This window comes from Bradyrhizobium sp. 2S1 (assembly GCF_011516625.5).
In the GTDB taxonomy this organism is placed as follows: Bacteria; Pseudomonadota; Alphaproteobacteria; order Rhizobiales; family Xanthobacteraceae; genus Bradyrhizobium; species Bradyrhizobium septentrionale.
In genome coordinates this window covers 9,233,632-9,247,742 of record NZ_CP147717.1, presented here as the reverse complement: position 1 = coordinate 9,247,742, position 14,111 = coordinate 9,233,632, and the positions used below count along the sequence as shown (strand labels likewise).

Sequence of the window (14,111 nt, the reverse complement as noted above, 5' to 3'; positions counted from 1 at the left end):
CGGCCGTTAACCGCCGATTTCACCAGCCCAAACGCGGCGAAGGCGGCCACCGGTACACCGGAGGCCGCCTTCGCGGGCTGAAAACGGGGGGCTTGAGCGGCTTTTCGCTTTACCTCGCGGTAACGCTCTCTTCGAGCGTTTCCGCGGACTGCTCGTGGACGAACTCGAGCGCGAAGCCTTCCTCGAGATTTCGCACCACGCGGGACTGCACCTTGCCGAGCATCACGAGCGACTTCAGCGGCGGACGGTTCTCCGCGGCAATCGCGGCACCGGACAACGAAAGGTCGATGATGCGGCAGGTCATCCGCGTGCCGTCTTCCTGGGTGAGCAGGGCGATCGGGTTGCGCGGCACGATACGGTCGTGGCGGCGATCCTCGGGCAGATTGAGGATATCGCGGTTGGCGAGCCAGGTGAGCTGGGCGGCGAGCTTGTCGCGCTTGCGCGCGGTGGCGCCGATCGTCATCGCAAAGCCGTTGTCGATGATACGGGTGATGCGGCCTTCGACCCGGCCGATATGGTCGAGATAGGCGATCACGCGGTCGCCGACATTGCCGATGCCCGGCGCCAGCAGCGCGAGGCCACCCGGGGACATGTTGATAATCTGGCAGGGAAACTCGCGCCGGTCGGGCAGCATGTAGCGGCCGAGCAGGTGCACCTTGACGCGCTGGAAGCGCCGCCGCTCCTCGGCTACGGGGACGACGGTAGTTTTCTTCTGTGCAAACGACATCACAACAAACCCGGCCGCCGTCCATTCGGAGCCCCGATGACCCTAAGGCTGATAGGGTTAACGGGGCGTTACGGTTGTGGCAGGGAACCCGGACACGGAGCGAGAGAGTTTCACGCGCGCCGTGCCCGAGGACTTAGGCGCGTTCATGCGCCGCGTCAGCTTCGCCGAACCATCGTGCCATGGCTTGAGCGGCGTCCTCGAGGTCAGCGGCAGCGTTGGTGGCCCAGGCGACGAAGCCATCGGGGCGCACCAGCACCGCGCGCAAGCCCAGTCGATCCCGGGCGTCGCTTGCGACATAGGTGATCCGCTTGCTCCAGCGAACTGCAACGGCCTGCAGGGAAGCGCACGCGTCAAAGTCGAGCAGCAGTCCGCGCCCATTCCTGAGCCACTCGCCGAGCCTGCTCCCGCAGGCGAGCTCGAAGTCGGGCGCGCTGCGGCCGACCAGCGGATGGCTGTCGCCAAGATCGTAGCGCAGCGAAACACCCCACACGCGCTCGGCAAAGTAGGTCGTGCCGTCGGGCGTCTCGATCAGATCGCGGATGATGGCTTCGAGCGCGCGCGAACTCCGGCTCGGCCGCATCAGCGCGACCTGGGCGCGCGACCAGTCGAGAATCTGCGCGCCCACCGGATGCCGCTCATTGAAATAGCTGTCGAGCAGATCGGCCGGCGCGTCGCCGCGGATCGTGGCGGCGAGCTTCCAGCCGAGATTCATCGCATCGCCAAGCCCGAGGTTGAGGCCTTGGCCGCCGAGCGGCGAATGGATGTGCGCTGCGTCGCCGGCGAGCAGCACGCGCCCGCTTCGGTAAGCCGTCGCCTGACAGGCGCGATCGGTCCAGGTGGTGGCAAGCCGGAGCGCAGTCAAGGTGACGTCGGTGCCGGAGACATGACGCAACACCGCCTCCACATGCTCAAGCGTGATCTCCTGGGTGCGGTGGAAGGCGCCGCCGTCGAATTCGACCATCGCGATCGTGCCGGGCCGTGCGTAGGTGTACATGCCCGTCGGCGTGTAGTGGCGGCCCGCGCGGAGTCTTTCCGGATCGGCGATCGCGACCTCGACCGAATAGCCGGTGAATTCGGGATCGGTGCCGACGAATGCGAAGCCGCCGGCCTTGCGCACCGCGCTGCGGCCGCCGTCACAACCGACCAGCCAGCGTCCGTCGAAGATCTCGCCACTGGCGCGAATGGTCACGCCGTCGTTCGACTGTTCGAGCGCCTCGACGGCCAGGCCGCGCCTGATCTCTACCCCCATCGCGGTTGCGCGAGCGGCGAGCGCGGATTCGAGCGACTCCATATCGACCGCCATGCTGGTGCTGGCCGGACCCGGCAGGCGAAACGGCCACGCCGAGCTGTCGATCTTGTCGTGGTAAAACTGGATGCCCGCGAAATGGCCGGCCGGGCGGCGCGGCTGTTGCATCCGGTGCGCTTCATTCGATGCGTTGCTGTCCGCGTCAACCTTCGCACGCTGCGGCGGCGCGATGTCGTCCAGCATCCCGCGGCGATAGAAGGCTTCGATGGTGGGCGCCGACAGGCCGCGCATGCCGAACGGCAGCCGCTTCAACGGCGAGCGCGCCTCCGCGGCCTGCTCCAGCACCAGCACCGAGAGCTCCGCGAGCCGCAGCTCACAGGCAAGAAGCAGGCCGACGGGGCCGGCGCCGGCGATCACGACATCATGGGGAAGGGGGTGACCGTTGTGCATGAACTGCTCCTTTGTCGATGTTCGACCGGAGCGGTTCGTCGGGTTGAGAACCACACGGACGAACAATGGACGCTTCGATGGCGTCCGGTGTTCGTCGTGGGAATCTCATGCACGAGGCAGAAGACCAGAGCTTTCGTTTTCGAAGGGACTTCGTTTTCGAGAGGACTTGGGCTTACCAAACCAAGTCTGCCTTTTCCGACACGGGCAATATAGCGGCATGGCGATCGATCTGCAACTGGCGTGCGGACCAATACACGGCCGCTATGTCCCGGCGACCGCGTCAGCTGTGCCCAGGTCGTCGACGCGGCGCGCGCCCGGGCGCGGCGCAAGATTGTCCGGTGTCTTGATGTTGCTCGCCAGTCCTGCGGCCTCGAACGTCTTGATCAGCCACCAGCCGAGATCGATCTGACCCGGCAGCAGCCCGAGCTTCGCGGAGCTCGGATACGCATGGTGGTTGTTGTGCCAGCTTTCGCCCATGCTGATCAGCCCGGCGATGCCGATATTGTAGCCCTGGGCCGCGACGCCTTCGATGATCCAGGTCTGTCCGCCCTTGCGATGCGAGTAATGACCGATCAGCCAATGACCGGTGACGCAGACGGCGACGCGGACGCAGATGCCCCAGACCAGCCAGCTCCATGAGCCGATCGCAAGAAACAGCAGCGCCCAGGGCAGTTGCTGCCACATCCAGGTTCGCTCGACCAAGACATAGAAGCGATCATTGGCGAGCCGCGGCTCGAGCTGGAAGACCGGCGGGTGTTTCAGCACCAGCGTGCAATGCAGCTGCCACCAGGCATCGCGCCAGAAGCCGGCGCGGTGGCAGGAGTAGTCGTGACACGCGGCCTGGCGCTGCGCCCAGTCGCGGAAATCATGCAGCCGTACCATGCCGTAGGGGCCGGCCATGCCGACCAGCGTGCCGAGATAGACGCAGAGCCGTTCGAGCCACAGCGGGCAGTCGAAGCTCGCATGGATCAGGCGGCGGTGCATGCCGACCGAATGCCCGAAGCACAGGGTGATCGCGCTGGTCACGATGAACAGCGCGAATGCGCTCCACGAAAACGTCATTGGTCCAAACATGACCGCAACTGCGGTCATGGTGCCGAGCCACAGCGATTTCGCGGGCGCCCATCGCACGTGCCCGTCCAGCGGGTCGGTGCTGCTATCCGCGAGAATTCGTTCGGAGCCGGGCTGCAGCTTCATTCCATCACCTGAGGTTGTGTCGCAGGTTGCGGTGAAGCGATCGTCGCTGTCAATTGGCCGCGCACGTCCGTCATGTCGCAGCCGGCATTGGCATGTCCGGCGGCTTCACCTGGCCTGTCGTGATTTAGTCAGCTCACGGGGCGGAGACGTTCGATCATGCGACTGAGACTGTGGTTTGCGCTCCTTGCAGCCGTCCGGCGTCGATACTCCCGCTCGAGATCGCCTCGCCTTGGAAATCCGGGGCCCGTGAAGCGGCTCAGTTGCTGCTGAGGTTTGTCCTGACGATCTGCGTCAACTGCTCATACCCTGTCCTTGTCAGGTGCAGCAGGTCTTCGCGGTAGTTGGCACAGGGCGTGCTGTTCTGGCAGGCGATCGCCGACGCATCGAGAACGCGGTACTTCTGCACCGACTTCTCTCGCGACGAGAGCGATGCGTTGACGGCTGAAATGTTTTCCTTTGCGCCCGTCATATTCGGGCCGCGCGGCAAGATGAGAATCTGGACCAGATGGGCCTTTGGCCAAATCCGGCTGATGCGGTCAAACAGATGGTCAAAGGCAAGCCGGACGCCGCACGGCTTGTCCAGGTAGATGTTGTTCGTGCCAAGCAGCAGGATCACGGACTGAGGTTGGATGCGCTTGAGCTGTTGTTCGAATGAGGTCAGTAGCCACAGCGTATTCTGGATGCGATCTCGACCGACCCCGAGATTCAGGACGGGATGTCCCGCAGCGAGCGAGGAAGCGAGGTCTTCCGGCCAGGCTTCGACCAGCGAGTCGCCAAGCATCACGATCGAAGCCTGGGCAGGCAGCGAGCTGACGTTCTTCAGATCGCGCCGAAGCGCATTTGCGGAGTCGGGGATCGTCGGCGTCGACGCGATCTGCTGGTCCGCCTCATCGCATGCGGGTCCGCTCAATGGCGCGGCACTCACTGATGAGATCGTGGCCATTGCAACGATTGACAATGCAAGCGGGATGGTTCGAAGTCGAAGTCTGAGCATATGCTGACAGCCGTTGGGGAGTGGGAATGACGACTAGGATCGCGATTTTGGGTCAATCCAACAGCATTCTCAAGGAAGGTTTCTTCAACAAATTTTTAGATCGTCATCAGCCGGTTGAAGTGGTGTCGATGGGACGCGTCGGCGCGAGCCCATCGCTGCTTGGCCCCTATTTTGCTGGCCGCTCGTTCTTTCGGAACGCGGAATTTTGCATCATTGACATGTGCGCGATCGATTACTCGCTGCTGTCGGCCGGTGCGATCGGGCTTTACGACGTGGTGAAATGGATCGAATGGATCGGGCACAGCGCCAAGAAGAATGGATGCGAGCCGATCTTCGTCTGCATCCCGGTCAGCACCGTGGAGCTATCCAAGCATTTGATCTCGAACTGCATCTCGGTGTTTGAACGAAACGAATGGTTCTATCTGGATGTGCGCGATTGCATCACCCACCTTCTTGAAGACGGAACCAGACGTCCGGAAAGCCTCTACAAGGATCCGAGCCATCCAGGCGTGGAACTTTCGGAACTCATCGCCGACAGCCTGAAGGAACTGATCAGCGCAATTCGCGCGATGCCGATGATCGAGGTGGACAGGATGTTCCCGATCGCCCGGTTCGAGGTGATCAACCTGCAGGATCGGCTTGCGGCTCCCCCCGCAAATTACAAGACATCCCTGATCGAATTCAGAGGCGTGCGTCTTGAACGCGGGAAAACCTATGAGCTGAATGTCGGAAGCATGAGCGCATTGAGTGGCATGCTGCTCAATTCCGCGGCGTGCAAGGGCGTTCTTGAAATCGAGGGCGACAGGAAATTCTACAAGAACCTGCGGCTGCGGGCTTACCATCCAACGAATTTTGAGGCGCGCTTGGTTCCGATCTGCAAGCCGCTCCGGGACGGAGAGGGCGCGATTGCGTTGACGGTTGCCGATGGCGCCCCAATTGAGAGCGACACGACCTTTCACAGCGTCAAGACGCCGGAAGACGATCTGGGCTTCGTCGAGGTCTCGGAAATCATCGTGGAAAGGGGCTATGACCTCTTCACTTACAGGTCGAGGCGCCCGGCAAATGGGCACATGACCCGTTGGACGCCCAAAAGCGCAAACAAGCTCGCGCAGGTTATTTGGGAATGATGACTGGGTTGTGTCTGACAGAGCGGCTCGACAGGTTGTCGGGCCGCACCGTCATCTGATCTCGACGCCGATTGATCGCGGCGTTCACTGCCTATTCAACAGTCAACGCCTTCAGGACTTTCCTGTTCGCCGCGCGGACCCCGAGCTGCAGGGGCGGCTGAAACGACCCGCTTGGCGGCACGAACACAAAGGCATGGTGCCCGTCACCCTTGTTGAGCTTGAGAAGATCATTGCGGAACTGATCGGCCACGACTTCGGCAACGTGGTCGCCGTTGAAGTAGATATCGATCTTCACCCGCTTGTCGGGGTGCTGGTTGTAAAGGGCCCAGCCGGCGATCCTGTTTTCGTTGAAGGCGTCGACATGGCCGGTGATCTCGCCCGAGAGGCTCTCGATGCCGGCCTCGATCACGTCGAGGTCGCTCCTGTAGATCGATCGCGTCACATCGAAGCTGAAATGCTCGGTATCGACGCATTGCTCCAGCAAGCCCTGCCGATGCTCCTTCATCCGTTCGAGCGTGTCCAGTTCGCCCAACTTGACGTACATGCCAACGATACCTTCGATACCCGGATTCATCGTGCCTTTTCCCGCGATGCTGCAAGCCTCCGCTTTAGGCTGCCGCTTTAAGCTGCCTTCATGACATCCCGATCGTCCTGACCTAAAGTCGGCACGGCCGAACCCGGCCCAACGACAAGGACAGGGAGGACGAACCGATGGAGCAGATCCGCGTCTGCACGCATGAGGGGCCGGGCGCCAAGCCGGTGATCCGCACCGTGCCATGGCCTGATGTCAGCAAAAAGGCGGCTCTGATCAAGGTCGGCGCCTGCGGCGTCTGCGGCACCGACCTGCATATCCTGAAGGGGCACTGGCCGAAGCCGCTGCCATGGCCGTTTACGCTCGGCCATGAGCTCGGCGGCGTGATCGTCGAATGCGGCCCGGAGTTTTCAGAGGACTTCATGAGCAAGCCGCTGCAGGTCGGATCGAAGGTGATGATCCCGCCCTTGATGCCGTGCGGCCGCTGCTATTACTGCATTCACTACCCGCAAAGCGCCAACAAGTGCCTGACGCCGGTGTATTACGGCCGCTATCTCGGCTTCGACAAGCCGCCGCACATGTGGGGCGGCTGGGCCGAATATGTCTATGTCGATCTCGACATGCTGCCGGGCACCAAGATCTACAAATTGCCCGACGACATGTCGCTGCGGCTGGGCGCGCTCTCGGAGCCGTTGACCTCCTGCATCCGCGCCTTCAACCGCGCCACGCGCGCCGGCGGCTTCAGCTGGGGCGACACGGTGGTGATCCAGGGCTCGGGTCCGATCGGCATCCTCGCGGTCGCCGCCGCGCAGGAGATGGGGGCAGGGCGCGTGATCTGCGTCGGCGCGCCGGAGACGCCGCGGCTGGCGCTGGCGCGCAAGTTCGGCGCCGAGGCGACCGTCGATATCGAGCAGCTCAAGACGCCGGAGGAGAGGATCAAGGCGGTGCGCGACATCATCGGCGGTTTCGGCGCCGACCTCGTGATGGATTGCTCGGGCCATCCGACCGTCGGCCCCGAAGGCATCGAGATGCTGCGCGACGGCGGCACCTATGTCGAGATGGGCCAGTTCACCGATGCCGGCTCGATCGATACGTCGTGGCACCGCATCTGCACCAAGGATCTCAACGTGCTCGGCTCCTGGGGCTTCACCGGCAACGACCTGCCGCTCGGCGTCGACATGCTCTACCGCACCCGCAACAAATATCCCTGGCTCGACATGCAGACGATCTATCCGTTCACCGAGGAGGGTGTCGGACAGGCGGTCGCGGACGCGATGGCCATGAAGACGGTGAAGTCGACCATCGTGCCGTGGCCGGAATTGGTGGAGTGAGCCCGGCGAATGCGGTGCTGCAAATCCTGTTGCAGTGCCCCCAACAATAGTGGCGAGGGTGAGGCCGGTATGGCCCTGATATCACTCGCCGGGACGGCGGCCCGGGGCTAACATCGGAGCATGCAATCGAACCGAGTGCCGCCGAGTGCAACGTCTGCGTGGGGAAACGTGTCCGAGGACTTCCCGCTGTTCAGAACGCTCAGCGCGGAGCAGCGGCTGATCGCCGTCGGCGCAATGACCCGGCAAGATCTCGTGCGTGGCCAGCTGCTGGTCGAGCAGGGCGGCCCCTCGGACGCATTGTTTCTGGTGCTGCACGGCGCGCTCGCCGTGTACAGGACCGATCATCCTGAACCGATTGCGGAGCTCCGCGCCGGCGAACTGGTCGGCGAGATCGGCTTCTTTGCGAATATCCCGCGTACGGCCAATGTGATCGCGATCCGCGATAGCAGCGTGCTGGTGTTGACGCGTGCGGCCTATGCGACACTCGTGCAGGAAACGCCTGAGATCGTCGAGGCGCTGCTTGCCGCTCTTGCCCAGCGGTTTGCCATCCAGACCGCGCGCCTGTTGCCCGCCCGGGCGTCGCCGAAGGCACGCACCGTCGCGCTGATCTCCGGCGGACGGGAGCCGGTGCCTGCGGCCTTTGAACAGCGCTTGCGTCAGAGCCTTGCCGCCGCCGGTGCCGAGATCGTCGACCTCGCGCGGGTTCAGGCCATGTTTCCCGGCCGCCCGCTGGACGCATCCGAAGTGGCCGATTGGCTCAACAGGATCGAGTATGACGCGCCGCTGGTGGCCTATTTCGGTGGAGCTGACGCATCGGAGTGGGCGCGAAAAACCATCCGCCAGGCTGACCTCGTCGTATTCGCCTGCCGTGGCCACGCGCCCGCGCCTGACCTGACGGAGATTGAAAGGTTCGCCTGCGGGGTGCATCCGGCGTCAACGCGACGCCTCGTTCGGGTTCATGATATCAGGCGCAACGAGGTCAGCGGCACCGCGGCCTGGCTGATGCGGCTGCCCTGCTTCATGCACCACCATGTCGCGCTCGAGGACATGATCGATATCGACAGCCTGGTCCGCTTTCTCTGCGGGCGCGCCGTCGGATTTGTCGCCGGTGGCGGCGGCAGCCTCGGCACGGCGCATGTCGGAATCTACAAGGCGTTTCGTGAGCGCGGCGTGATGTTCGATATCTTTGTCGGCACCAGCGTCGGTTCGGCGATGGCGGCGGGCTTTGCCAAGAACTACGACGCCGAGCATCTCGAGCGCGGCACGCATGAGATCTTCGTCTCCAGCCGCAGCTTCCGCCGTCCGACCTGGCCGCGCTACGCACTGCTGGACCACAAGGCCTTCGATTCCGCACTTGCCGATCAGTACGGCCATCACTGTCGGATCGAGGACTGCTGGCGGCCGTTCGCGGCGGTTGCGACCAATCTTTCGACGCACAGTCTCGAATTGATCCGGACCGGCCTGCTCTGGCAGGCGGTGCGCGCATCGAGCGCCATCCCCGGCCTGCTGCCGCCGTTCTATACCAGGGACGGCTTGATGCTGGTCGATGGATGTCTCGTCGACAACGTTCCGCTAGCGCAAATGCATCAGTTGAAGAGCGGCCCGAATCTGGTGGTCCATTTCGGCGAGCCGGCCAGTGAAATGTTCGACGTCGACTATGCCAAGCTGCCGGGACGGCTTGAACTGCTTGCGTCCCTGCTGACGCCGTTCCGGAGGAAATCGCTCCCGGCCGCGCCGAGCGCCGTCAACGTGTTGTGGCGGAGCCTCGTCGCCCATCAACGCTACGATACGTTGCCGACCACGCCGCTCGACATGGTGATGCGCCCGCCAACGCCCGATGGCATCGACGTGACCGATTTCGACCGCCATCAGGAGATCTTCCAATCCTCCTACCATTGGGCCCGCGAGACCATTGCTGCCTCGGAGGCGGCGCAGAACCCGGCTATTGCGGCCATCGTCGCGTCGGCCAAGGCGGCGGATGAGGGGGCCGACAACAGCGCGGATGAGGCGACGGTGACCGCGCCGCTTTCCCATGAGGCCCGCGCCGGCTGAGCCGCTTGCAGGCTTAGGCGATCTCGACCATCGTGCCGGACTGAAATCCGGAGATGACGATGCCTTTCGATTTGATTCTGCGCGGCGGACGTGTGATCGACCCGTCGCAAAAGCTCGATGCCGTGACTGACGTGGCGTTCTCGGGCGGCAAGGTTGCTGCGGTTGGACAGCGGCTTGTCGCCGATCCTGCAACCCAGGTGCGTGATGTCTCCGGCTTGATCGTGACGCCCGGGATCATCGACCTGCACACCCATGTCTATTGGGGCGGCACCTCGCTCGGGATCGACGCGGAGGAATTCTGCCGCGCGTCCGGCGTCACCACCTCGGTCGATACCGGCAGCGCCGGCCCCGGCAACTTTGCCGGCTTCCGCAAGCATGTGATCGAGCCGAGCCAGGTCCGCATCCTCGCCTATCTGCATGTCTCGCATGCCGGCATCTTCGGCTTCTCGGACCGGGTGATGGTCGGCGAGAGCGAGGAGTTGCGGCTGATGAACCCGGTCGACGCGGCGCGGGTGGCGGATGAGAACCGCGACCTGATCGTCGGCATCAAGGTGCGGGTCGGTTTGTTCGCCTCGGGCACTTCGGGGCTGGTGCCGCTCGAGATCGCGCTGGAGGTTGCGGAACAGGTCGGCATGCCGCTGATGGCGCATATCGACCATCCGCCGCCGAGCTATGAGGAGGTGCTGGCGCGCCTGCGCCCCGGCGATGTGCTGACCCATGCGTTCCGTCCGTTCCCCAACACGCCCGCGACCGCGCAGGGCACGGTGAAGAAGGTGGTGCTGGAGGCGCGCGAGCGCGGCGTGCTGTTCGACATCGGCCACGGCAAGGGCTCGTTCTCCTTCAAGACCGCGCGTGCGATGCTCGCCAACGGCTTTTACCCCGACACCATCTCCTCCGACATCCACCAGCTCTGCATCGACGGCCCGGCGTTCGACCAGGTGACGACGATGTCGAAGTTCCTCTGCATGGGAATGTCGTTGCCGGACGTGATCGCGGCGTCCACCGTCAATGCCGCGATGGCATTGCGGCGTCCGGAGCTCGGCAGCCTCAAGCCCGGCAGCGTCGGCGACGCCACGCTGATCTCGATCAGGGAAGGGCAGTTCGACTATGTCGACGTCGTCGGCGAGCACCTGACGGGCGATCGCAAGATCGCATCCGAAGGCGTGGTGATCGGCGGACGCTGGTGGCATCCAAGGTAGGACGCCTGTTCAAAGACCCGCGTCCGTTTGCTCTCAAGAAAACAACATCGAAGCCGGTCGCCTGTGAGATACAATCAGACATGGCAACGGCTTTGAGCGAGATGTCCGCATGATCCTCGGCAACCATGTCAATGGCGGCCATCGGCAGAAATTCCTTTGACCCTCAGTGGCCAAGTTCGGATATTTCGGCTAGTTGAGTATGCGTGGTAACGCAATTGGGACGGGATGTCCCTCCTCGAGAGGACATGGTCATGAGATTGTCGTCAAGGCTTGTCGCGCACTCAGCCGTCGCTTTCTTCTCAACTGTCTTGCTGTGCGGCCCGGCAGCGTCGCAAACCCCAACAGGCTCCGCCAGCCCGCTTCCCGGCATCACGGTCGATGCGCCGAAGGAGGCAGCAAGGCCAAACAGGCCGAAGCAGACGGCAAACACAGGGGCATCTCGCCGGACGTCGTCAACCGGTCGAACGCCATCCGCTCAAACGTCATCGTCAACTGCTCGAACGCCATCACCTGCACCAGATTCAATATTGGGGAGGATTGCCAGGCTGGAGAAAGTCGCCAGCAATTGCAACGGTGGTTGTGAATCAAGCCTCCCACACGGCAAAGACCCTTGGGTTGGATGTAGCGAGTCGGCGGGCGGACAAGCACATGGGCCTTTCTCGTCAACGTGCAGAGACAACCTCACCTACAAATCTTACGTAGACTGCGTCGAGACCAAAGTGTTCTTGGGCGACTACCGAAATAGAGCCTACTGGGTTTGCAGCAGCCTGGACGCCGCCGGAAAGTTTCGAGTCGCCGAACTCAAGCGACCAAGACATTCGCGCTAAAGCATGATCTGGAAAAATGCGAAGCGGCTTTCCCTCGCGACAAACGCGAAACGCGTTTGCGCGGAGATCATGCTTAAACAATGAGCCAAAGCGCGGTGACGATTCAACCCAATCTCATCGCGCTTTAAGACGTCTTCGAGCGGAGTTTGTCAGCCAACTCGACGAGGAGTGCCCTTGATGTCGCCAATGGGATGGGAGGCACTCGGGCAGTGGGGTGAAGACGCAGCTCGCATCGAGCCGCTCGCCGGCGGCGTCGCCAACGACGTGTGGAGCGTGCGCGTCCGAGGGCACCTCGCGGTCGGTCGTCTCGGTGCGAGGAGCGACGCTGATCTCGGGTGGGAGACCGAGCTTCTCCGACACCTCGACCGTGAAGGTCTGACCGTGCCGGTGCCGATCCCGACGACAGACGGCCGGCTGTTCGCGGACGGTCTGGTGGTGATGACATACGTGGAGGGCGGACCGCCAGAGACGGAGGCCGACTGGCGTCGCGTGGCCGACATTCTCCGCCGGCTGCATCGGTTGACGGCGGGGTGGCCGCAGCGTCCGGGCTGGCGATCGTCGACCGACCTCCTGCACACCGAGACCGGGACGAAGATCGACCTCGGCGCAATGCCGCCTGAGGGCGTTGCTCGATGCCGAGCCGCGTGGGCGCGGCTCGTCGGACGTCAGACCTGCGTCGTCCACGGCGACCCCAACCCGCGCAACATCCGCATGACCGCAGATCGGGTCGCGCTGATCGACTGGGACGAGTCGCATGTTGACGTCCCCGATCTCGACCTGGTGCTGCCCCACAACGCCGCCGGTCTCGATGGCGGCGCGCACGACATCGCCGCGCAAGCATCGGCCGCATGGGAAGCCGCCGTCTGCTGGGACGACGCGTACTCAATCAAGCGGCTTGCCCAAGTTCGAGCGGTCTGAACAGCGGCAGCGGCTCGACGACCGCTATGTCGAGCGATTCTTCAACAGGATCAAACAATGCCGTCGGGTGGCGACGCGTTGCGATAGGCTTGCCGCCAACTATCCAGCCTTCGTTCAACTCGCATCAATCAGGCTATGGCTGCGCCTCAATGAGTCCGCGCCCTAGTCGGCGACGATCGGCCCGAACGGCTCCCATCGTTCGCCGCTGAAGCGCATCATCCGGAACTCCTTGATCACGCGATAGTCGGTGCGGCTGGTGTTGATGGCAAGACCCGGCAGCAGCAGATCGAGCTTCACATTCTTCAGGCTGGCGGCCTGGCGCATGATGTTGTCGCGCGAGACATCGTCGCCGCATTGCTGCAGCACATGCACCAGCAGCTCGGCGGCGCTATAGCCGTAGACCGTGAACAGGCTCTTCCTGTCGCCGTCCGGATAATAGGAGTCCATAAACGCGCGCCATTTCTTCATGCCCGCATCGTCAGCCCAGGTCGGGTCCCTCCTTGAACGAGCTCGCCGAGATCAGCCCTTTGGCATTCTCTGTTCCCGCCGGCACCAGCACCGCGTCGATCGAGGACGAGCCGACGCCGAGCAAATGCAGCGGTTGCCAGCCGAGCTCGGCCGCTTTGCGGATGGCCTGGGCGGCGAATTTCGGCGCGGCCATGTCGATCAGCACGTCGACCGCTGCCGCCTTGAGCCGGACCACCTGCGAGTCGATGGTCGGGTCCGTCGCATCATACGGGGCTTCGGACGCAAGCATGTCCGGCGCCCGCGCGCCGAGCGCGTCCTTGAGCCCCGCGAGATATTCCTTGCCGCTCTCGTCATTTTGGTAGAGCAGGCCGATCCTGGCGTTCGGATAATTGTCGAGAATGAACCGCGCATAGACGCGGATCTCGGTCCGCAGGTTCGGCGCGAATCCCATGGTCCAGGGAAAGCCGACCGGATCCTCGAACCGCGTGGCGCGCCCACCCGCGAACAGCTGGGGGACATGGCGGTCGTTGAGATACTTCTGCACCGCGATGTTTGAGGCGTTACCGACGCCCTGGAACGTGAACAGGACCTCGTCGCGCTCGACCAGTTTGCGAACCTGCTCGACCGTCTTGGCCGGCGTTGCCGCATCGTCATAGGAGATCAGGTTGATCCGGCGGCCGTTGATGCCGCCGCCGTCGTCGTCGATCATCCGGAAGTAGGCGGCCTGCACCTTGCCGATGACGGACAAGGCCGACACCGGGCCGCTATAGGGCATCGTCTGTCCGACCTTGATCTCGACATCGCTGGCGCCGGGATCATATTTGCGGCCTTCGGCGCAGAGGTCGGCCGCCGCGAACAGACTGAGGCTGATGATTGCGGCTCCGGCTGCCGGTTTGTACCAGCTCTTACGCATCACGCGGCTCCACGGCCGTCGATGTTGTCGACGGGACGTCCGCGCATCGGCTTGTGGCAGGAGTGGTACGACCGTTGACCAGGCGCCGGCTCTCGGCTGCCTGCTGCCGCGCAAGCATTCCCTCGTGGTA

At 63.5% G+C, this 14,111-nt stretch carries 10 protein-coding genes and 2 pseudogenes; 6 read left to right on the top strand and 6 right to left on the bottom strand.

All coding sequences use genetic code 11. The features are described 5' to 3' along the window. Nucleotides 1-109 precede the first annotated feature (109 nt). From HAP54_RS44230 to HAP54_RS44215, 4 genes are all read right to left on the bottom strand, one after another. On the bottom strand, nt 110-727 hold the full coding sequence (locus tag HAP54_RS44230) for a PilZ domain-containing protein (RefSeq protein WP_029081516.1): 618 nt from the start codon (nt 725-727) through the stop codon (nt 110-112). A gap of 133 nt (nt 728-860) precedes the next feature. Then, nucleotides 861-2,423, bottom strand: coding sequence for an FAD-dependent monooxygenase (locus tag HAP54_RS44225; RefSeq protein WP_166307043.1), 1,563 nt, complete (start codon nt 2,421-2,423; stop codon nt 861-863). Nucleotides 2,424-2,684: 261 nt separating this feature from the next. Beyond that, nucleotides 2,685-3,620, bottom strand: coding sequence for an acyl-CoA desaturase (locus HAP54_RS44220; protein WP_166297712.1), 936 nt, complete (start codon nt 3,618-3,620; stop codon nt 2,685-2,687). 256 nt (nt 3,621-3,876) lie between these two features. Continuing rightward, the gene (locus HAP54_RS44215) at nt 3,877-4,563 is read right to left on the bottom strand and encodes an SGNH/GDSL hydrolase family protein (protein ID WP_166297710.1); all 687 of its coding nucleotides are present in this window, start codon (nt 4,561-4,563) and stop codon (nt 3,877-3,879) included. A 77-nt stretch (nt 4,564-4,640) separates the two neighbouring features. Between HAP54_RS44215 and HAP54_RS44210 the strand changes: the two genes are divergently transcribed. Further along, nucleotides 4,641-5,741: a hypothetical protein gene (locus HAP54_RS44210; protein ID WP_166297708.1), complete on the top strand. Its 1,101-nt coding sequence runs from the start codon at nt 4,641-4,643 to the stop codon at nt 5,739-5,741. Between the two features lie 91 nt (nt 5,742-5,832). Here the strand turns inward: HAP54_RS44210 and HAP54_RS44205 are convergent, their stop codons facing one another. Beyond that, complete coding sequence (locus HAP54_RS44205; RefSeq protein ID WP_166297706.1) at nt 5,833-6,285, bottom strand: hypothetical protein; 453 nt, start codon at nt 6,283-6,285, stop codon at nt 5,833-5,835. A gap of 167 nt (nt 6,286-6,452) precedes the next feature. Here HAP54_RS44205 and HAP54_RS44200 point away from each other — a divergent pair, with 167 nt between their 5' ends. The 5 genes and pseudogenes from HAP54_RS44200 to HAP54_RS44180 all read left to right on the top strand — a co-directional run. Next, nucleotides 6,453-7,604 carry a zinc-binding dehydrogenase gene (locus HAP54_RS44200; protein WP_166297704.1) on the top strand — a complete coding sequence of 384 codons (1,152 nt, stop codon included), beginning with the start codon at nt 6,453-6,455 and terminating at the stop codon, nt 7,602-7,604. 168 nt (nt 7,605-7,772) lie between these two features. Beyond that, nucleotides 7,773-9,656: a cyclic nucleotide-binding and patatin-like phospholipase domain-containing protein gene (locus tag HAP54_RS44195; protein ID WP_224741517.1), complete on the top strand. Its 1,884-nt coding sequence runs from the start codon at nt 7,773-7,775 to the stop codon at nt 9,654-9,656. Nucleotides 9,657-9,715: 59 nt separating this feature from the next. Continuing rightward, nucleotides 9,716-10,855: an amidohydrolase/deacetylase family metallohydrolase gene (locus HAP54_RS44190; RefSeq protein WP_166297700.1), complete on the top strand. Its 1,140-nt coding sequence runs from the start codon at nt 9,716-9,718 to the stop codon at nt 10,853-10,855. 1,013 nt (nt 10,856-11,868) lie between these two features. Continuing rightward, nucleotides 11,869-12,600 (top strand): phosphotransferase enzyme family protein, encoded by a 732-nt coding sequence (locus tag HAP54_RS44185; protein ID WP_166297698.1) that lies wholly within the window; start codon nt 11,869-11,871, stop codon nt 12,598-12,600. 28 nt (nt 12,601-12,628) lie between these two features. Continuing rightward, nucleotides 12,629-12,766: pseudogene (locus tag HAP54_RS44180) on the top strand (IS5/IS1182 family transposase); the annotation flags it as partial. On the opposite strand, the pseudogene HAP54_RS44175 reads toward HAP54_RS44180, so the two are convergent. Next, a pseudogene (locus HAP54_RS44175) lies at nt 12,763-13,981 on the bottom strand (ABC transporter substrate-binding protein). The pseudogenes HAP54_RS44180 and HAP54_RS44175 overlap by 4 nt on opposite strands. Nucleotides 13,982-14,111: the final 130 nt, after the last annotated feature.